The organism is Nocardioides sp. YR527 (assembly GCF_900101045.1).
In the GTDB taxonomy this organism is placed as follows: Bacteria; Actinomycetota; Actinomycetes; order Propionibacteriales; family Nocardioidaceae; genus Nocardioides.
In genome coordinates this window covers 810,350-829,947 of sequence record NZ_FNFN01000001.1, presented here as the reverse complement: position 1 = coordinate 829,947, position 19,598 = coordinate 810,350, and the positions used below count along the sequence as shown (strand labels likewise).

The following is a 19,598-nucleotide window of genomic DNA, read 5'->3' as shown; positions in this document are numbered from 1 at the left end:
CCTTGTGGTCAGACCACGCCGTGCTCGAAGGCGAAGGCCGTCGCGGCGGTGCGGGAACGTACGTCGAGCTTGGTGAAGATGTTGGAGAGATGACGGGCGACGGTCTTCTCGCTGAGGACCAGATCGGCGGCGATCTGGGCGTTGCTGCGGCCGGAGGCGACCAGGCGGAGGACCTCGGCCTCCCGGGCGGTGAGGCCGGCGGGCAGGGAAGCGGGAGCGAGGAGGCTGTCGGCCTCGTCGGCGGCGGGCCGGGCGCCGATGTGGCGAAAGACGGTACGCGCCGCCTCGAGCTCGCGCCGCGACGACTCGGTGTCGCCGACGCCGGCCAGGGCGCGCCCGGTCAGCAGCCGCGCCTGGCTGCGCTCGTAGGTCGCCTCGGTCCGCGCCCACAGCTGCTGGGCCTTGCGCAGGTAAGGGAGAGCACCGGCGGCGTCGCCGGTGGCCACCTCGACAGCGCCGTGCGCGTGCGCCGCCGCGGCCTCGAGCCAGACACAGCCGAAGTGTCCGGCCAACCCGTCCAGCTCGGCGGTGATCTGCCGGGCCCGGTCGCCCTCGCCGGCACGGAGCAGCACCTCGACGGCGGCAGGCAGGAGCCGGCATCGCTGCACGGGACCGTCGGTCTCCACCAGCAGCCGCTGTACGGCGGCGAGCGCCGCCGCGCCCTGGCCACGGGCCGACCAGAGCAGCGCGAGGCCGGGTTGCGGGTCGAAGCCCCGGTCGGCCGCGCGTTCATAGGCGGCGTCGGCCTCGGCGTACTCGCCGCGCAGCCGGAACACCTCGCCCGCCTCGTACGCCGCCAGCCCGGCCGCGTCCGGTGCGTGCACCTCCTGGTAGCGGCGGGTCGCGTGCTCGAACTCCTCCAGGGCCTGCTGCCACTCGCCGTGCAGCCGCAGCAGCTGGCCACGGTGGACGGCGCACTGGCCGGTGAACGTCAACAGCCCCGGCTGGGCGGCGCACCAGCGTTCGAGGGCCGCGGTCCACTCCGCCACCCGGCCGAAGTCGCTGATCTCCTGGCAGCCTTCGATCGCGGTGCAGTAGACGTGCCCGGCCACGACCGGAGAGGCCTCGCCCGCGATCACTCGGACCATCGCCTCGTCGAGCAGGGCGAGGCCCTCGGCGACCCGCCCGGAGTAGAGCGCCATCCGGCCCTGGGAGCAGAGTCCCAGGGCGGCGAGGTCGGCCTCGCCGTAGCGCCGGCCGCGCTCGGCCACCGCGTCGGCGCAGCGGCCGGCCATGTCGAAGTCGCCGGCGTCGAGCGCGCGGAACAGCCGCAGGAAGTCGACCCAGCCGTGCTCGACGCCGTCCTCGACGTCGGCGACCAGGCTCTCCGCCCGTGAGGTCCAGCCGCGGGCGAGCGCGGCCTCGCCGTGGACGTACGCGGTCATCGTGATCCGGAAGGCACAGCGGACCGATCGGCCTAGGTCGGCGGCCTCCTGGCTCAGGCGGAAGGCCGCGTGCAGGGCGGTGACGGTGTCGTCGTGATGTCCGGTCAGCTCGGCGGCGACGGCGAAGTCCTCGAGCTCCTCGGCCGAGAGCGAGTCGGGGTCGACACCCGCCCAGGAGGCGTACGCCGCGCCCCAGTCACCGCGCGCGAAGGCTGCCCGAGCGCTTTCCAGCTGGACGTCGGCCACGGCAGGCACCTCCACCCGAGAGCGTACTCGGATCAGGCGGTGAGAGCGGGCTGTCGCATCCGGGAGACGACCCGGTCGGCGACCAGGGCCGCGTCGCGCCCGGCGCCGGCCAGCAGCATCGAGCTGAAGGCGTACTGGAAGCTGAGGCCGCAGAAGAAGAGGCCGTCGGCCTCCGCCACGACGCCGCGCATCTCGCGCGGCCAGCCGTCCTCGTCGAGCACCGGCAGGTGGATCCAGCCGAAGGCCTGCCGGAAGCCGGTGGCCCACACGACGTTGGCGACCTCGCGCGTAATGCCATCGACCACCGGCAGCCCGTCGCGGACCTCCTCGATCCTGGACGTGACCCGCTCGACGCCACGGGCGGTCAGGTCGGAGCGCTTCACCCGCAGCATCGGCCCGCCGTGGCGGCGGATCTCGGGCATCTCCTTGCGTCCGAGCGGCGTACGCCGGGTGATCACGTGGCGCCAGGCGAAGAGCAGGATCGGGAAGATCACGTGCATCACCGGCGACTCCAGGCGCGGTGGGATCTGGCCGCAGTCGCGGCCGGCCAGGATCGTCGGGCGGGACTCGGCGACCTCGAAGGCGATGTCACAGCCGGAGTGGCTGGCGCCGACGACGAGCACCGGGCCCTCGCGCAGCTGCCCGGGTCGGCGGTACTCGCTGGAGTGGAGCTGCAGGATCGAGGGGTCCAGCTGCGCCGAGATCGCCGGGACGTTCGGCGTACGGCCGAAGGAGCCGGTCGCCACCACGACGTTGTCGCAGGTCCAGGTGCCGCGGTCGGTCGTCACCCGGAACCCGTCACCGTCTCGCTCGAGCCCGCTGACCCGGGTCTCGAGCCGCATCGGAAGCTCGAAGGTGCGGGCGTAGGTCTCCAGGTAGTCGGCGACATCGTCCTTCCCGGGGAACGACCACCTCTTCGCCGGGAACGCCATGCCCGGCAGGGAGTCGTACTTGGCAGGGGAGTAGAGCCGTAGCGAGTCCCACTGCCGCCGCCAGTTGTCGCCGACCCGTGCGTTCGCGTCGATGATCACGAACGGACGGCCGCGGCGCCGCAGGTGGTAGCCGGTCGCCAGGCCCGCCTGGCCGGCGCCGATGATGATCGTCTCGATGTGTGTGGTGTCCATGCAGGCGACGCTAGGTCCGCACCTCGCGGCTCCGCGTCGGTCGAACGGCGCATTCGCCTGCGGTGGGTAGTGGGTCGATCTACCCATGGGCGCAGCTGCCTCGATTCCGAGCATGGAGCGCCGAGTTGGGGCGATACTCGAGAGATGACGAACCAGCCCCCGGAAGACTTCAGCAAGCTCCCGCCGTCGGTGCCGCTGGAGGAGACGATCGCCTACCAGCTCGAGGACCGGATTCCGCACGGCCCCGAAGGTGGCGGGGATGCGGTCGACGGCGGTGGGGACGGCGACTGAGCAGCCCCTGGAGCAGCGGCTGCGGGCGGCGATGATCGCCTGCCGGCAGAGCGTGTTCCCGGCGTACGCGAGCCCGGCGGAGGTGTTCGACGGGTTGGCCGAGGCGTGCCGGGAGCTGGGGATCGAGGAGTGGGACGTCTATGCCGAGCGGGGACCGGTGGCGCGGCTCGAGGCGGAGGTCGGCGAGCTGCTCGGGAAGCCGGCGGCGTACTTCCCCTCGGGGGTGATGGCGCAGCAGGTGGCGCTGCGGATCCATGCCGACAACGCAGGCAACAGGCGGGTCGCGCTGCCCGACCTCTCGCACCTGCTCGTCCACGAGGACGACGGGCCGAGGATCCTCCAGGACCTGCGGATCGAACATCTCACCACGGGGCGTACGACTCCGACGAAGGCTCACCTGGACGCGATCCCGGGGCCGCTGGCGGCGTGTCTGGTCGAGATTCCGTTGCGGGACGCGGGCTGCCTGCTGCCGACCTTCGACGAGCTCACGGAGCTCGCCGAAGGATGCCGTGAGCGCGGGATCGCCTTCCATCTCGACGGCGCCCGGATCTGGGAGTCGCAGCACTGGTTCGGCAAGCCGCTGGCGGACATCGCCGGGATCGCGGACACCGTCTACACCAGCTTCTACAAGGGCCTCGGCGGGCTCGCCGGCGCGGCGCTGCTGGGCGAGGACGACTTCGTCGCGCAGGCCCGGCTGTGGCGCCACCGGATGGGTGGCACCCTCTACCGTTCCACCGCCGAGGCGGTCGCCGCGCTGGTCGGCCTGCGGGACCGGCTGCCGCACATCGGCCAGTGCGTGATCTGGGGAAGGGCCCTGGCCGCCGCGCTTCCGGCCTACATCACGGTCCAACCGCAGGTGCCGCACACCAACACCTTCCTGCTGTACGCAGCTGGTGACCCGGACGAGGTCAACACCCGTCTCCTCGCTGAGCTCGAGGAACAGTCGCTCGCGTTCAGCAGACCCTGGACCGCGGCCGAGGAGCCGGGTCGGATGGTGACCGAGATGACGGTCGGCCAGGGTGCGCTCGAGCTGGATCCCGCGAGCGTCGCCGGCCATCTCGCTGCCCTGCTGGACTGAGGCGGAGCCCTGCCCGTTGCCTCACCCTTCTCGGGTGGTGCGCCGGAGGGCGTCCAGTTCCTACGCTCAGCGAATCGCGACGAGGACGGAGCCGCGCGCGGCAACCGTCACCCCACTTCTACCGGAGGATGCTGAGAGATGGGCTCGCATCAGGTTTTCGTCCCCGGCGGGCTGGACCTGCTGGGCAGCGACCGCTTCTATCCCGAGGAACGCCCCGCGGTCGAGGTCGCCGTCGGCGACGTGTGGTGGGATCCGAAGCCGGTGACCAACGCCCAGTTCGCGGCTTTCGTCGACGACTCCGGGTACGTCACCATCGCCGAGCGCGAGCTCGATCCGGCCGACTTCCCCGGCGCCGACCCGGCGCTCCTGGTCCCTGGTTCGCAGGTCTTCACCCAGGCACCGGGTCCGGTGCCGTTGCACGACTGGACCCGGTGGTGGCGCTGGCAGCCCGGCGCCCAGTGGCGCCACCCGGACGGGCCCGCGGCCGACGTGGGGAGCCGTCCGGGACGCCAGGTGGCGGACTGGACCGAGATCCCGGACCACCCGGTCGTGCACGTCGGTTGGGAGGACGCCCTGGCGTACGTCCGCTGGGCCGGCAAGGACCTGCCCACCGAGGCCGAGTGGGAGCACGCCGCCCGCGGTGGCCTCGTCGGTGCCGACTACGCATGGGGGGACGAGCTCTCCCCGGGCGGGCGTCTGATGGCGAACACCTGGCAGGGGCAGTGGCCGTGGCGCAGCGATGACACCCACGGTCACGACCGCACCAGCCCGGTCGCCTCCTACCCGCCGAACGGGCACGGCCTGTACGACATGGTCGGCAACGTGTGGGAGTGGACCCGCACTCCCTGGACGCCCGACCATCGCGACCTCATCGCCCCACCTCACGGCCAGGCCGGGGCGGGTGCGCCCTCGCGGCAGGTCGACGTCACCGCGCCCTCCTGCTGCGGCGGCAGCCAACGCCCGGAGAACGGCGCCGACAAGGTCAAGGAGACCGACCGGATGGTGACGAAGGGCGGCTCGCACCTGTGCTCGCCGCACTACTGCCGTCGCTACCGGCCCGCCGCCCGTCAAGGGCACGGGGTGCGGGACACGACGTCGCACGTCGGGTTCCGCTGCGTCGTACGCACGGGCGATTGAACCCGGTTCCCCCGGAAGGGGTGAGGACGGGAGCGGGGCCGGTGGCGAGGTTGTGCGTATGTGGGAACTCGCCGGGCAGCTGCTGCCGGAGATGGTCGGGCTGGCGGTCACACCGGCGGCGGTCGTCGCCTGCCTGATCCTGCTCGGGTCGTCGCACCCCTATCGCAACGTCGTCGCGCTGGCGGTGCCCTTCCTGGCCGTCTACGGGGTGTTGTCGCTCGCCGCGCTGGCGGCGGGGCGAGCGGCCGACGCCGCCAGCGACGACCCGTCGACGATTCGCGCCTGGATGAGCATCGTCGTCGGCGTCGTCTTCCTCGTCCTGGCTGTCGTGTCCTGGCTCCGACCGCGCCTGCGGCAGGCTGCTGCGGGCGCCCTCGCCGCGCGTGCGACACATCGGGCGACCCCGGAGGAGCCCGGCTGGGTCTCGGGGCTACGTGATCCGTCCGTCGGCCTGGTGCTCGGCGCGGGCCTGCTGCTGGCGGTCGTGAACCCCAACGTGGCCATCCTGGCCTCCGGGCTGGCCATCGTGGTCACCGCCGACGTGAGACTCAGTGCGCAGATCAGCGGTATCGCGCTGCTGCTGGCGGCGAGCATGATCGACTTCGTCCTCCCGATGCTCGTGTTCCTCGCTGCCGGTGAGCGAGGGCGCGGATGGCTCCGGTCTGCGACGAAGTGGCTCATCTCTCACAACCACGTCATCGGGATCGTCGTGCTCATCGCCTTCGGCCTGCTGTTCGTCGGTCGTGGGCTCACGCAGATCATGGGTTGAGCGCCGACCGACGCGAACCGACCTCGTGGCCCGACGTTCGGTGATATTTTTGGGCGACCACCGAAGTCCTACTGAAGGGCAGTTTCATGTCGGTTCAGTTCGAAGTGCGCATCGATGGAATGACCTGTCACCGCTGTGTCGAGACCGTGACAAGCGCTCTCGGTGGCCTGGACGGCGTCGAGGGGGTCGTGGTCGACCTGAACCCGGGAGCCGTGTCGAGCGCCCGCGTCACCGCCGCGGGACCGCTCGAACCGAGGGTCGTCAGATCCACGCTCGCCAAGGCCGGATTCACGATCGCCCGCGAAACCTGACCGGCCGAGGAGTCGTCCGTGCCCGGCCTCGGCTCCCGTCAGCACTTTCCGGCCCTCACCGCCGAACCCGACCTCGTCTACCTCGACGCCGCGTCCGGCACCCCCTGCCCCGAACCGGTCATCGCCCAGCTCACCGCCGAGCTGCGCGGGCCCGCCGCCAACCCTGGCAGGGGCGGACACCCGTGGGCCCGGGACGCGCTGCGCCGCTTCGAGGACGCCCGCGCCGCCGTCGCCGCGTTCCTCGGTGCCTCGTTCCCCGACGAGGTCGCCTTCACCCGCGGCGCCACCGGCGCGATGGCGTTCCTCGCCGACCGCTGGGGACCTGCGGCGCTCGCGAACGGCGGCGACATCCTCTACTGCCCCGACGACCACCTCTCCACGGTGCGGCCATGGCTCCGGCTCGCCGAACGGATGCGCCACCAAGGTGTCCGTGCGGTGGCGTACCGCCGCGACCGTCTGGGGCGCATCGATCCCGGTGACTTCGCCCGCGCCGCGAGCGAGCGCACCGCGATCGTCGTCGCCACCGACGTCCACAACCTCCACGGCACCCGGACCGAGCTGGACGCGCTGGCGATCCCGCCGGCGGCGACGGTCTGTCTCGACTGCTCGCAGAGTGCGGGGCGGCTGCCTCTGCGCCTGGCCGACTCCCGGGCCGAGCTCGGCGTCGTCTCGGGTCACAAGATGTTCGGGCCTCCCGGAACCGGCATGGTCTACGTACGCCGGGATCAGCATCATCGGATCGCGGTCGACCGGGCGGCCGCGCGGAGCGGGCCGGCGCGACATGTCTCGCCGCTCACCGATGCCGCCGAGGAGGGCAGCCTCGACGGGGCCGGCGCCGCGGGGCTCGCGAGTGCTACCGCGTTCCTCGACACCATCGGTCTCGACCGCGTCGGCGGCCACCTGGCCACCCTGGCCACCCGGTTCGCCGACGGCGCCTCCCGGATCGGAGGCGTCACTCTCCTCGGGCCCCCGGTCGATGCGGGCCGACCGCACAGCGGCATCGCGGCCTTTGCCGTCGACGGTCAGCTGGGCGCGGACGTCGCCTTCGCCCTCGAACAGCGCCGCGTCTACGTACGTGCGGGCGACCACTGCCTGAACGGGCCGCGGGAGGACGCGGTCCGGGTGAGCTTCCACCTGTACAACGACGAGAACGACGTCGACCGACTCCTGCAGGGCCTCGCCGCCGCTGCCGAAAGGGACTGACACGTGCAGAACGTTGGCATCCGGTACGACCGCGCCGCCGCGGCCCGCATCCTGGCCGAGGTCGCCGGCGCCGACTTCCTGGCCGGCCCGGCCCCGGAAGTGGCGGAGGTGTCGGTGGACTACCGCGTCGAGGAGCTCATCCCGGAACCCGGAGGATCGCTCACGACCGGACAGCGGCGCTACCTCGAGTCCTTCATGCGTCCGTGCGGACCGGACCAGGTCGTCAGCGCCACCCACCGCATCACCTGGCGCGACTCCCGAGGCATCGCGAACAGCGGCCACATCGGACCCGGCCCGCTCGGCCCGGTGCTGCCGATCGCGGCCAGAGAGGCCGTGATCGCGGTGGGTGACGCGATCGCCGCCGCCGATCCCGTCACCGCGCGTTCGGACGCGCTCGACGACGATGCGCTCGACGTCCTGGCCGACACGACCACCGACCAGGAGCCCGCCGAGATCTTCCGCGTCGGAGCAGAGGCCGCCGGCCGCGCGCTCGTCCAGCACGGGATGCTCGCCGGACAGGTCGGGATCGAGGACCCGGTCGAGTTCGCCGAGGCGATGTCCGCCTCGGGGCTCTACGGCGCGGTCGCCTCGACCTGGTTCTGGGAGCTGCAGGCCTCCACCTACCGCAGGGGCATGATCCCCGCGAGCCTGGAGGTTTCCGGCGGCCGGCTGCGCTACACCGCGGACACCGTCGCGCTGCTTGCCGAGATGAAGCGCCGCACGATCACCGATGCCCACGAGGTGATGGACCGGGCCCGCGAGCAGGGACTGGGGGTGCGGGCCGCCATCCAGCGCTACCACGTCGAGCTCGACCAGATCTCGCGACAGTACGCCCTGCTGCCGGTGGGGGAACGGCCCGTCTGCCTCGGGCAGCGGGCCCATCAGGTCGACGGGCAGCGCGTCTCGCCGCTCGCCGCCGTCGCCGAGGCGCTCACCGGCGCGTTCCGGTCCGCGGTCGCGTCGGTGCGGATCGCCGAGATCCCCGAGTCCGCCATCCGCGACGTACGTTTCGCGGCGGGGGAGCAGGAGTTCGGGGTTCCGGACATGACCTGCCGGCACTGTCGGGTGACGATCACCGCCGTCTTCGACGCCCAGGCGGCCGAGCTGATCGAGGTGGACCTGCACGGGAAGCGGGTCCGGGCCAGGTTCACCGACGCCGGGCAGCGCGACCGGATCTTCGCCGACCTGCGCGACTGCGGCTACACGGTGGCCGAGGGGTGAGCCAACGCTTTCCGCTCCCTGCCGCGCGGCACCCGCTCGCCGCCCGCTTCCTCGACGACGCCGCCGCGGTGGGCGAGGCGATCGAACGATTCGGATCCCCGCTCCACGTGGTCTTTCCCCAGGTCATCGCCGAGAACGCCGCTGCGCTCGCGGGCGTGCTGCGGCGTCACGGCGTGCCGTACGAGATCTTCTACGCGCACAAGGTGAACGCCTCGGCCGCGCTGCTGGCCGAGACCTCTGCCGCCGGGCTCGGCGCGGACGTGGCCTCCGCGGCCGAGCTCGACCGGGCCCTGACCGCGGGGTTCGCGCCGGACCGGATCGAGGCGACCGGTCCGAAGTCCCCGGCGTTCATCGAGCGGATCGCCGAGCTGGGGGTCACCGCCAATGCCGACGACCTCTGGGAGCTCGACAGGCTCGCCGCTGCCGCGCCAGCCGGTAGCGCCGTCCCGGTCCTCCTGCGGCTCTCCGGCTTCGCCTCGCCGGCCGTGCCGCAGTCGCGGTTCGGCATCGATCTCGCCGACGCCGATGCCGCGCTCGAGACCGTACGCCGCGCCCCCGGGCTCGACCTGCGCGGTGTCGCGTTCCACCTCGACACGGCCGACCCGGCGGCCCGGGTCGACGCGCTGACCGAGTCGATGGCGGTCGTGGCCGCCGCACACCGCAAGGGCCTGCGGCCGTCGGTGGTCGACATCGGCGGCGGGTTCCGCCAGCGCTTCGTCGACGATCCCGAGCCGTTCCAGAGCTACTCGCAGGCGCTCGCCGCCGCGGCTCCGGGGGAGCTGGTCTGGCCCGGCCACGACCCCAGCGTCTCCCACAAGTACGCCAACCACCGCCCCACCACCGAGGTTCTGGAGCGGTTCCTGGCCGCCGAGCTCGAGCGGCGACCGGTGGCCGAGGTCCTGCGCGAATGCATGCTCACGCTGTGGATCGAGCCCGGCAAGGCACTGGTCGACCATGCCGGGGTCACCCTGGCCTCGGTGCTCTACCGCAAGCGCGCCGCCGGGCGTGACCTGGTCGTGCTCGACCTGTCCCGCAACCAGGTCACCCCCGCCGACCAGGAGGTCCTGCTGGACCCGGTGCTCGTCGACGGGCACGGTGAGCCGCCGGCGGAGGGCGTGTTCCTCGCCGGGCGGCTGTGCCTGGAGTCGGACCTGGTGAGCCGCCGCAAGGTGTTCCTCGAGTCCGAACCGAGCAGCGGCGACGTACTCGCTTTCGTCAACACCGCCGCCTATCAGATGGACCTCTCGGCGTCCTTCGCCGGCGGGCATCCGCCGCCGCCGAAGATCGCAGCGGTCCTGGAGGGCGGACGGTTCGCCTTCGTCGCCGACGACCACCACGGGAGCTGACCATGCGTTACGACAGCGTGCTCGACATGATCGGCGAGACCCCGCTGCTGCGGCTCGACCCAGCCAAGCACGGCGTCCCTGAGGCGGAGATCTTTCTGAAGCTGGAGTCGGCGAACCCGTTCGGCTCGGTCAAGGACCGAGTCGCCTGGGGGCTGCTGCGCGCACACATCGACGAGATCGTCGAGAACGAGCAGGTCGTCGTGGAGGCATCGAGCGGCAACACCGCGAAGGCGCTCCAGATCATCGCCTCGATGCACGGGGTCGGGTTCCGAGCCTTCACCAACCGGGTCAGGGTGCGCGAGGTCCGCGAGATGCTGTCGCTGCTGGGCACCGAGGTGACCGAGATGCCAGGGCTCTCCGAGTGTCCGGACCCGACCGCTCCCAACGACGTGTTCGGGGTGATCGGCGACCTCATGGCGGCCGAGCCCGGCCGCTACCACCACACCTCGCAGTACACCAACGAGGACAACCTGCGAGCCCACTACGAGCAGACCGGGCGCGAGATCCACCGCGACGCCGGCTCGGTCGACCTGCTCGTAGGCGGGCTCGGCACCACCGGCTCCACCCGAGGCGCCGCGACCTACCTGCGCGAGCGCAACCCGGCGACCGCCGTGGTCGGCGTCGTCGCCGCCGAGGGGGACTTCATCCCCGGCATCCGCTCGGCGGCAGAGATGTGGGAGGTCGGGCTCTTCGACCCCGGCTTCTACGACGCCATCGCCGCGGTCGACTCGGCCGATGCGATCTCCGCGAGCCTCGAGCTCGCCACCCGGCACGGCGTGCTCGCCGGCCCCACCACCGGGGCCGCCTATGCCGCTGCCCGGGAACGGCTCCTGGCAGGGCCCGGGGGTCCGGTCAGGGCGGTCGTCATCGCGTGCGACCGCATGGAGCCGTACCTCTCCTACTACCGCCACCGCCGCCCCGACCTGTTCGGCGCGGCGAGCCCCGCTCCTGCGGAGGAGGCGCCGTCGGCGACCCCGGGGGACCTCGAGGCGTGGGTGGCCGCGGGCGAGCACGTGGTCGTCGTGGACGTACGCACGGCGCTGGCCTTCCAGGCCGGTCACATCCCGGGGGCGATCAACCTCCGTGACGACCTGCTCGAGCAGGTCATGGAGGCGGGGATGCCGTTCTCGGAGCGGTCTCGGGTGGTCTTCGTCTGCCCGACGGGGGACCGGTCGGCGCGGTTCGCCGCTCGCGCGGCCGCGTCCGGGCGGAAGGCGTACAACCTCGAGGGCGGTGTCCTCGGCTGGCGCGACAGTGGCCGGCCGCTCGCTGGTGTCTGAGCCACCTCACGCAGGGATCAGGAAGAGCATCGTGCCCATGCCGGCCGCCATCAGCCCGTGACCGATCGCGGGCAGCCGGTGCTCCCGTCCCGCCGCCGCGCGCAGCAGCCACCACAGCGCCCCGGCCACGCAGACCGCCACGAAGAGCGAGTTGACCACGATCGCCCAGTCGGGACCGCGTACGGCCGGAGCCAGGGCCGCGGCGCCGGCATGACCCGTATGACCCGCATGTGCCCCAGAACCTTCCGAAGGCGCGCCCGTCATCAGCAGCGGCATCGCGACGAGCATCCAGATCATCGCCACGTTGAGCGCGAGATGTCCGGCCAGATCCGTACGCCGCGCCCGACCGCCCGCGCGAACCAGCGCCGGCACCAGTGTCAGCGACAGGAGCGAGAAGAGAGCGACCTGCGTCCAGACCGCGATGTCGCCGAGGATCACCCAGATCATCAGGATCATCGCGGCGCTCATCACCGTGTGGTTGACGTGGAGGACGGTCTTCCCGACGGAAGGCGGGCAGACCACGAGGGTCCAGATTCCCGCGGTGCCCGTGAGCAGGAAGGCCACGGTCAGCAGGAGGTCCCAAGGCTGCTCGACCATAGCCAGAACGGTACAGCGACACCCGGCTTGTTCGAGACCGTTTTCGATAGTGGTGCCGCTGGCCGGACAGCCGGATCGCTCAGGCGTCGAGATCCTGCGCGACGAGGGCGGCGATGGCGTCGACCGCGGCCTGGTCCGGGCCGGTGACCTCGACCTTGTCGCCGTTGGCGGCGCCGAGGGTCATGATCAGCAGGGACGAGGCCGCGTCGACCGGCTCGCCGCCGGGGACGGCGAGGGTGATCTCGGCGCCGAGCTCGTCGACCTTCTCGGAGATGATCGCGGCGGGGCGGGCGTGCAGGCCGACGGCGGAGCCGACGGTGACGGTCTGGGTGGGCATGATGCTCCTTCGGTGGTGGGTTGCGGGACGATTCAGCTGGTCGCGGCGGCCGGGACCGGGGCGCGACCGACGGACTTGAGGGCGATCACCATGCCGGCGCCGACGATCACACCGGCGGCAAGCGCGATCAGGTAGCCGAGCACGTTGGTGACGGCGAAGAGGACGAAGATGCCGCCGTGCGGTGCGCGGACGCCGACGTCGAGGAGCTGGGAGAGCCCGCCGGTCACGGCGCTACCGACCATGATCGCCGGGATGACGCGCATCGGGTCGCCGGCGGCGAAGGGGATCGCTCCCTCGGTGATGAACGACGCGCCGAGCAGCCAGCCGGCCTTGCCGTTCTCGTGCTCTGCGGGGGTGAAGAGCTGGGGACGTAGGACGGTGGCCAGTGCCAGCGCGATCGGCGGGACCATGCCGGCGAGCATGACCGCGGCCATGATCCGCAGCTCGGGGGAGTCGGCGGCGAGCGAGGCGGCACCGACGCCGGTGGCGGCGAAGCTGTAGGCGACCTTGTTGAGCGGGCCGCCCATGTCGAAGGCCATCATCAGGCCCAGTACGGCGCCGAGCGCGACGGCACTGGTGCCGTCCAGGGCGGCGAGCCCGTCGGTGAGTCGCTCCATCAGCCAGTTGATCGGCTTGCCGAGCACCACGATCATCACCAGGCCGGCCAGGATCGAGGTCACCAGCGGGATCACCAGCACGGGCATCAGGCCACGCGCCCAGCTCGGGACGCGCCACCCGCTGACCCAGTGGGCGATCACGCCGGCGAGCACTCCGCCCGCGATCGCGCCGAGGAAGCCGGTCGCGGGTGCGGCGACGCCGTCGGCGTTGACCACGCCGAACAGGTTGGCGGCCAGTGCACCCATGATGAAGCCCGGGGCGATGCCGGGGCGGTCCGCGATTGCGTACGCGATATAGCCGGCCAACGCCGGGATGAACAGCATGAACGCGGTCTTGCCGATGACGAAGAACAGTGCCCCGATGTAGACGGCGAGCCCGCTGTCGAACAGGGCGTGCTCGAGACCGAGAGCCTGGACGTCGGGCAGGTTGGTCAGGGTGTTGTCGACCATGACCGCGCCGTAGACGTCGGTGATGTCGTAGCCGCCGAGCAGGAAGCTCAGCGCGATCAGCAGGCCGCCGGCGGCGACGAACGGGATCATGTAGGAGACGCCGGTCATCAGGACCCGGCGGGTCCGCCCGCCCCAGCTCTCCGAGGCGGTCTCGGTGGACTGTGACGAGTCGCCCCGGCCGGACTCCACGCGGGCGGCGTGCGGGTCCTCGGCGGCGGCGAGCGCCTCGGCGATCATCGCGTCGGCGTCGTCGATCGGACGCTTCACGCCGGAGGAGACCAGCGGCTTGCCGGCGAAGCGGCTCCGGTCGCGGACACCGACGTCGACGGCGAAGATGGCGGCGTCGGCGCGGGCGATGGTCTCGGCGGGCAACGGCGTCGCCCCGGCCGAGCCCTGGGTCTCGACCGCGATCTCGACCCCGGCCCGTGCAGCCGCGGCCTGGAGCGCCTCGGCCGCCATGTAGGTGTGGGCGATGCCGGTCGGGCAGGCGGTCACCGCGACCAGGCAGCGCTTCTCCGCCGCGGCCGGGGCAGGGTCCGGCGTGGCGCTGCGGGCCGGGGCCGGTACGTCGCCGACCGCGTCGAGGATGGTCCGAGCGGCCTGCTCGGCCGAGTCGGTCTCCCGCAGGGTCTGGCCGAACTCAGGACGGGCCAGGGCACGGGCCAGCTTGGTCAGGATGGTCAGGTGCGTGGCGTCGCCGCCCGCCGGTGCCCCGATCAGGAAGGCGAGGTCGGCCGGGCCGTCCTTGCCGCCGAAGTCGACCGGCGGTGAGAGCCGGGCGAAGGCCACCACGGGTTCGTCGACCCCGGACGTACGGCAGTGCGGGATCGCCAGGCCGCCGGGGAGCCCGGTGGCGGAGACCTCCTCGCGGGCCAGCGCGTCGGCGACGAGCGCGTCGAGGTCGGTGGCTCGGCCGGAGTCGGCCACGCGCTGGGCCAGGGCACGGATGACTTCGTGCTTGTCGGGGCCGAGATCGGCGTCGAGGGCCACGAGCTCGGGGGCGATGAGTGCGGACATCAGAGTCCTCCGGTGATGGGGTCGAGGTCGCGTACGGACACGAGGTCGGCACGGACCTGGGGTGGGGTGGGGAGGGTGGTGCCGGGGAGGCCGGCGGCTGCACTGCCGTACGCGACGGCGAGCCCGAGACGTTCAGGGGCGGAGAGTCCGCGCAGGTCGGCGAGGAGATAGCCGAACAGCGAGCTGTCCCCGGCGCCGACCGTGCTGACGACCTCGGTGGGCGGCGGGGTGGCGTGCCAGGTGCCTTCCTCGCAGACGAGGACGGCGCCGTTCCCGCCGAGGGTCGCGAGCACCGCGGTGACGCCGCGGTCGACCAGACTCCGGGCTGCGGCCGCTGCGGCCGCCGGGTCCTCGAGGGAGTCGGAACCGGTGATGGAGGCAAGCTCCTCGGCGTTGGGCTTGAGCAGGTCGGGCGCGCTGCCCGGGAGCCCGGTGGCGAGCGCCTCGAGAGGTGCCTCGCTGGTGTCGACGGCGATGCGGGTGCCGGTGGAGCGCAGTGCGCTCACCACCTCGGCGTACCAACCGGACGGCGCCTCGGGCGGCAGCGATCCGGCCAGGACGACCCAGCTCGCCTGCTCGGCCTCCTTCACGAGCCGGGCCGCGAGGGCGTCGAGCAGTGCCGGGGTCGCGGTGGCTCCCGGACCGTTGAGCTTGGTGGTGGTGCCGTCGGGCTCGGTCACGGTGGTGTTGATCCGCGGTCGGCCGGCGGGCCCGACGGTGACCACGTCGAGCCCGGAGGCACGCAGCTCGGTGACCATCGGGTCGAGGTCGGGGCACGGGAGCACGGCGCGGGTGGGAACACCCGCGGCGTACGCCGCTCCGGAGATGTTCACGCCCTTGCCGCCGGGCTGTGAGGTGGTGGTCCGGGCGCGCAGCACCTCGCCGCGGAGCAGCGGGCTGGCGAGCATGACGGTGTGGTCGATGCTCGGGTTGGCGGTCAGGGTGACGATCATGCGATCAGCACCTCGAGGCCGCTCTCGCGGAGCTCGTCGGCGACGTCGTCGTCGATGTCGCTGTCGGTGACGAGCACGTCGACGTTGCCCAGCGCGGCGAAGCGGAGCGTGGTCTCGACGCCGATCTTGCTGGAGTCGGTCAGACACACGACCCGGCGGGCCGCGTTGACCAGCGCTCGCTTCGTCGCGGCCTCCTCGTGGTCGGGGGTGGACAGGCCGTGGGCCAGCGTCAGCCCGTTGGTGGCCACGAAGGTGACGTCGACCCGCAGGCGGCTCAGCGCGTCCACGGTCTCGGCGCCGACCGCGGCCTGGGTGGCCGGCCGGACGCGACCGGGCAGCAGATGGAGCTCGATCTGCGCGCTGCCGGCCAGCTGTGCGGCCACCGGGACGGCGTGGGTCACGACCGTGAGCTGGTGGTCGCGGGGGAGCGCGTGGGCGAACCTGCTGGTCGTCGTGCCGGCGTCGATGGCGATGGTGCCGCCGGCCGGGGGCAGGAGGTCGAGCGCGACCCGGGCGATGCGGTCCTTCTGGGCGGTGAACGTCTGCTCCCGCTCGCCGAGCGCGGACTCGAGCACCGCCATGGCCTCCACCGGCACCGCGCCGCCGTGGACCCGGCGGACCAGGCCCCGTCGCTCCAGCGTCGAGAGGTCGCGCCGCACGGTCTCGGTGGTGACCTCGAACCGCTCGGCGATGTCGGCCACGGATATCCGCCCGCGCTCGGCGACGAGACGGGCCGTCGCGATCTGTCGCTCCTCGGCGTACATCGCGGCCTCCTTCATGATCGGTGTGGTTTCAGGTGGGTTTCGGCGTTGTGAATGCCCACATATGTTGTTTTATGCCCGAATGTGTTGACTAGTCAAGGGTTCAGGGCAGATATTTGTGGCCATGGTCACGTCTCACTCATCTGTCCTCTCCGGCACTCCGGTGGTCCCGGGGATCGTGCTGGCGCCCGCGCACGTGGTGCGGACCGAGGTCGATCCCGTCGCGCTCGACGCCCTCGAACGACGCGGCTTCGACCAGCCCGAGGACGCCCTCGCGGCCTACCAAGCGGCCGCCACCGCCGTCGCCGACGGGTACGCCCGCCGGGCCGAGACCGCCTCCGGTGCGGCCGCGTCCGTGCTGAGCGCGAGCGCCGGCCTCGCCCGTGACAAGGGGCTGCGGATCGCCGTGGAGAAGCACCTGCGTGCGGGCGAGGGACCGGTCGCCTCCGTCGAGGCGGCGGTGGAGCAGTTCGCCACGCTGTTCAGCGGCATGGGTGGCCTGATGGCCGAGCGGGTCACCGACCTGCGCGACATCGAGCGGCGGGTCCTCGCCCATCTCGCCGGCGAGCCCGAGCCCGGCGTGGACGTGCCCGAGGGACAGTGCGTGCTGGTGGCCGCCGACCTGGCGCCATCCGACACCGCCGCGCTCGACCCGGCCCGCGTGGTCGCGCTGGTCACCGAGCGGGGCGGCCCCACCAGCCACACCGCGATCATCGCCCGCCAGCTCGGCATCCCGTGCCTGGTCGGCGTGGCCGGGGCGACCGACATCGCCGCAGGGACCCAGGTGCTCGTCGACGGCCAGGCCGGGATCGTCGACCTGGAGCCAGGCCCTGACGCCGCCGCCCGCGCCGAGACCGACCTCGCCCGGCGCCAGGCTGTCGCCGCCTGGACCGGGCCCGGACGTACCGCCGACGGTCACGCCGTCGCCCTCCTCGCCAACGTCGCCGACGGCTCCTCGGCACGCGATGCGGCCGCCGGCCAGGTCGAGGGCGTGGGCCTCTTCCGCACCGAGCTCTGCTTCCTCGACCGGCGCGAGGAGCCCACCGTGGCCGAGCAGGCCGACGTCTACGCCGAGGTGCTCGCGCCCTTCGTCGGCCGCGGCCACGTCGTCGTACGCACCCTGGACGCCGGCTCGGACAAGCCGATCGCCTTCGCGACCCACGAGGGCGAGGAGAACCCGGCGCTGGGTGTGCGCGGCCTGCGGCTGGCCGCCGACAACCCCGGCCTGCTGGAGCGCCAGCTCGACGCCGTCGCGATCGCCGCCGAGCGCACCGGAGCCGAGACCTGGGTGATGGCGCCGATGGTCGCCACGGTCCAGGAGGCCGCCGACTTCGCCGCCCTGGTCCGCGCCCGCGGCCTCAAGCCGGGCGTCATGGTCGAGGTGCCCGCGGCGGCGTTGCTGGCCCACCGGATGCTGGAGGTGGTCGACTTCCTCTCCATCGGCACCAACGACCTGACCCAGTACGCCATGGCCGCGGACCGGCTCGCCACCGACCTCGCCCACCTCACCGATCCCTGGCAGTCCGCGGTGCTGCAGCTCATCGCGATCACCGCGGAGGCGGGGCGTACGGCCGGCAAGCCCGTCGGGATCTGCGGTGAGGCCGCCGCCGACCCGCTGCTCGCGCCCGTGCTCGTCGGTCTGGGCGTCACCTCGCTGTCGATGGCACCCGCCGCGGTGGCCGCGGTCGGGGCCCGGCTCGGGTCCGTGACGGCCGGGCTGTGCGACTCAGCAGCCGAGGCAGCACTCGGCGCACTCTCGCCGGCCCAGGGACGTGAGGCGGTCGCGACGCTCCTGGCGTGATGGGGCGCCGGGCACACTGGGCTCATGCCCGCCCGCTACGCGTTCGCCGAGACCTGGGAGCTGCCGATGCCGGCCGAGGCGGTGCGCGACGTCCTGGTCGACCTGGAGTGCTATCCCGAGTGGTGGCCGCAGGTGCGCGCGGTGGCGAAGCTGGGGGAGGACGACGCCCTGCTGGTGTGCCGCTCGGCGCTTCCCTATGAGCTGGAGATCGAGCTGCACGCGGTCAGCCGTGACCTGCCGACCCTGGAGGTCGAGCTCGGCGGCGATCTCGACGGCTTCGCCCGGTGGACCCTGACCCCCACTTCGCGCGGGAGCCGGATGGTGTTCGAGCAGGAGGTCGTCGTACGCGGCCTGCTCGGTCAGGCCTCGATGCTGCTGAGGCCGGTGTTGAGCTGGAACCACCGGCAGATGATGCTCGGCTGTCGGCAGGGGCTGAGCGCCGCGGTTGCCGGAGCCTAGAGCGCGGAGCCCTTCTGGTACTCGGCCCAGGACAGGTTCCAGTCGCCGAAGCCGTTGTCCCACTCCATCTTCCGGTCGGTGCCGGTGGTCTCGACGATGTCGCCGATGCGGGCCAGGCCGTAGAGCCAGGCCGCGTTGTCGGTGGAGATGCCGGTGCAGCCGTGGGAGACGTTGGCGTATCCCTGGGAGCCGGTCGACCACGGCGCGGCATGGATGAACTCGCCGGAGTTGGTCAGGCGCATGGCGTACTCGACGTCGTCGAGGGAGTAGTAGTCGCTCGAGCCCTGGTCGGAGATGCCGATCGTCTCCGAGCGCATCTCCTTGACCCGGTGCTTCTCGGAGATCACCTTGATCCCCGAGCGCGTGGTGAAGCCGGGCTTGCCGGTGGTCGCCGGGATCGTACGCAGCAGCTTTCCGTTGCTGAAGACCTTCATTCGGTGGGTCTGCGCGTTGACCCTGAAGACGTGGGCGTCGCCGACCTTGTAGGTGGCGGTGCGGCTGTGCTGACCGTAGACACCGGCGCCGGCGGAGGCGCCGTTGATGTCGAGGTCGACCTTGATGGTGGTGCCGGGCTTCCAGTAGGCCTGCGGACGGTAGCGAGCCTCGGTGTCGGAGACCCAGTACCACGACCCGGTCTGGGCCGGGGTGGAGGTGACGTGCATCCGCTTCTCGAAGGAGGCGTGGTCCTTGACGGGCACGTCGAAGTAGACCGCGACCGGCATCCCGACGCCGACCTCGGACTTGTCGACGGGGACGATCGTGGCGAAGGTCTGCTGGGCCAGTGAGAGCGAGCGGGTGGTGAAGCTGCTGGTGACCTTGCCGGTCTCACCGGTGGCGGTGACCGTGTAGCGCAGCGCCGGGTCGAGCAGGTCGTTGGCGGTCCACGTCGTCCTGTCCTCCGAGAGCGAGCCGGGAACGGTGCGTCCGTCGGGCTTGGCGACCTTCACGCTCGTGAACTCGCCCGAGGTCGCGGTCACGGTGACCTGCTTGTCGACCGGGACGTCCTTGGCGCCGTCGGCGGGGGAGATCTCGGCGGCGAGTGGCTTCGCCGACGGCGAGGCGCTGGCCGACTCGCCCTTCCCCGCGGACCCCGGGCTCTCTGAGTTTCCGGCGCAGCCGGAGAGGGCGATCAGGGCCATCGCGGCCACCACGACAGGAAAAGGACGAACCCGCATGGGACAACTATGCGGTAGGCGGCAACCGAATTCTCGGCGC

Annotated in this window: 19 protein-coding genes; 11 read left to right on the top strand and 8 right to left on the bottom strand. The window is 72.2% G+C overall.

Going from position 1 to position 19,598, the window contains the following annotated elements:
- Nucleotides 1-8: 8 nt before the first annotated feature.
- On the bottom strand, nt 9-1,631 hold the full coding sequence (locus BLT25_RS03975) for a helix-turn-helix transcriptional regulator (RefSeq protein WP_256328440.1): 1,623 nt from the start codon (nt 1,629-1,631) through the stop codon (nt 9-11).
- A 32-nt stretch (nt 1,632-1,663) separates the two neighbouring features.
- Nucleotides 1,664-2,755, bottom strand: coding sequence for a flavin-containing monooxygenase (locus BLT25_RS03970; protein ID WP_091042111.1), 1,092 nt, complete (start codon nt 2,753-2,755; stop codon nt 1,664-1,666).
- A gap of 144 nt (nt 2,756-2,899) precedes the next feature.
- Here BLT25_RS03970 and BLT25_RS29700 point away from each other — a divergent pair, with 144 nt between their 5' ends.
- The 9 genes from BLT25_RS29700 (at nt 2,900) to BLT25_RS03935 (ending at nt 11,391) form a co-directional block, all read left to right on the top strand.
- Nucleotides 2,900-3,046 (top strand): hypothetical protein, encoded by a 147-nt coding sequence (locus tag BLT25_RS29700; RefSeq protein ID WP_176883582.1) that lies wholly within the window; start codon nt 2,900-2,902, stop codon nt 3,044-3,046.
- Complete coding sequence (locus BLT25_RS03965) at nt 3,015-4,124, top strand: threonine aldolase family protein (RefSeq protein WP_091042110.1); 1,110 nt, start codon at nt 3,015-3,017, stop codon at nt 4,122-4,124. The genes BLT25_RS29700 and BLT25_RS03965 overlap by 32 nt, the downstream gene beginning before the upstream one ends.
- Nucleotides 4,125-4,262: 138 nt before the next feature.
- Complete coding sequence (locus tag BLT25_RS03960; protein WP_091042107.1) at nt 4,263-5,261, top strand: formylglycine-generating enzyme family protein; 999 nt, start codon at nt 4,263-4,265, stop codon at nt 5,259-5,261.
- Between the two features lie 58 nt (nt 5,262-5,319).
- Nucleotides 5,320-6,030: a GAP family protein gene (locus BLT25_RS03955; RefSeq protein ID WP_091042105.1), complete on the top strand. Its 711-nt coding sequence runs from the start codon at nt 5,320-5,322 to the stop codon at nt 6,028-6,030.
- 86 nt (nt 6,031-6,116) lie between these two features.
- Nucleotides 6,117-6,341, top strand: a complete 225-nt coding sequence (locus BLT25_RS03950) for a heavy-metal-associated domain-containing protein (RefSeq protein ID WP_091042103.1) — start codon at nt 6,117-6,119, stop codon at nt 6,339-6,341.
- 18 nt (nt 6,342-6,359) lie between these two features.
- Nucleotides 6,360-7,544 (top strand): aminotransferase class V-fold PLP-dependent enzyme, encoded by a 1,185-nt coding sequence (locus BLT25_RS03945; RefSeq protein WP_091042102.1) that lies wholly within the window; start codon nt 6,360-6,362, stop codon nt 7,542-7,544.
- Nucleotides 7,545-7,547: 3 nt separating this feature from the next.
- On the top strand, nt 7,548-8,765 hold the full coding sequence (locus BLT25_RS29380; protein WP_143033625.1) for a heavy-metal-associated domain-containing protein: 1,218 nt from the start codon (nt 7,548-7,550) through the stop codon (nt 8,763-8,765).
- Nucleotides 8,762-10,111 carry an alanine racemase gene (locus BLT25_RS03940; protein ID WP_176883580.1) on the top strand — a complete coding sequence of 450 codons (1,350 nt, stop codon included), beginning with the start codon at nt 8,762-8,764 and terminating at the stop codon, nt 10,109-10,111. The genes BLT25_RS29380 and BLT25_RS03940 overlap by 4 nt, the downstream gene beginning before the upstream one ends.
- A 2-nt stretch (nt 10,112-10,113) precedes the next feature.
- Nucleotides 10,114-11,391, top strand: coding sequence for a pyridoxal-phosphate dependent enzyme (locus tag BLT25_RS03935; protein ID WP_091042097.1), 1,278 nt, complete (start codon nt 10,114-10,116; stop codon nt 11,389-11,391).
- 6 nt (nt 11,392-11,397) lie between these two features.
- Here BLT25_RS03935 and BLT25_RS03930 read toward each other — a convergent pair whose 3' ends face one another.
- The 5 genes from BLT25_RS03930 to BLT25_RS03910 form a co-directional block, all read right to left on the bottom strand.
- The gene (locus BLT25_RS03930) at nt 11,398-11,988 is read right to left on the bottom strand and encodes a DUF5134 domain-containing protein (RefSeq protein WP_091042094.1); all 591 of its coding nucleotides are present in this window, start codon (nt 11,986-11,988) and stop codon (nt 11,398-11,400) included.
- A gap of 79 nt (nt 11,989-12,067) precedes the next feature.
- Nucleotides 12,068-12,325, bottom strand: a complete 258-nt coding sequence (locus BLT25_RS03925; protein ID WP_091042092.1) for an HPr family phosphocarrier protein — start codon at nt 12,323-12,325, stop codon at nt 12,068-12,070.
- A 32-nt stretch (nt 12,326-12,357) separates the two neighbouring features.
- Nucleotides 12,358-14,412 (bottom strand): PTS fructose transporter subunit IIABC, encoded by a 2,055-nt coding sequence (locus tag BLT25_RS03920; protein WP_218131240.1) that lies wholly within the window; start codon nt 14,410-14,412, stop codon nt 12,358-12,360.
- Nucleotides 14,409-15,362: a 1-phosphofructokinase family hexose kinase gene (locus BLT25_RS03915; RefSeq protein WP_091042087.1), complete on the bottom strand. Its 954-nt coding sequence runs from the start codon at nt 15,360-15,362 to the stop codon at nt 14,409-14,411. The genes BLT25_RS03920 and BLT25_RS03915 overlap by 4 nt, the downstream gene beginning before the upstream one ends.
- Nucleotides 15,359-16,141: a DeoR/GlpR family DNA-binding transcription regulator gene (locus BLT25_RS03910; RefSeq protein ID WP_256328439.1), complete on the bottom strand. Its 783-nt coding sequence runs from the start codon at nt 16,139-16,141 to the stop codon at nt 15,359-15,361. Before BLT25_RS03910 ends, BLT25_RS03915 begins: the two co-directional genes overlap by 4 nt.
- Before the next feature lie 106 nt (nt 16,142-16,247).
- Here BLT25_RS03910 and ptsP point away from each other — a divergent pair, with 106 nt between their 5' ends.
- Nucleotides 16,248-17,924 (top strand): phosphoenolpyruvate--protein phosphotransferase, encoded by a 1,677-nt coding sequence (gene ptsP, locus BLT25_RS03905; protein ID WP_091042495.1) that lies wholly within the window; start codon nt 16,248-16,250, stop codon nt 17,922-17,924.
- A 24-nt stretch (nt 17,925-17,948) separates the two neighbouring features.
- Nucleotides 17,949-18,383: an SRPBCC family protein gene (locus tag BLT25_RS03900; protein ID WP_091042081.1), complete on the top strand. Its 435-nt coding sequence runs from the start codon at nt 17,949-17,951 to the stop codon at nt 18,381-18,383.
- Here the strand turns inward: BLT25_RS03900 and BLT25_RS03895 are convergent.
- On the bottom strand, nt 18,380-19,558 hold the full coding sequence (locus BLT25_RS03895; RefSeq protein ID WP_091042078.1) for a L,D-transpeptidase: 1,179 nt from the start codon (nt 19,556-19,558) through the stop codon (nt 18,380-18,382). The two genes, BLT25_RS03900 and BLT25_RS03895, sit on opposite strands and share 4 nt — an antisense overlap.
- Nucleotides 19,559-19,598: the final 40 nt, after the last annotated feature.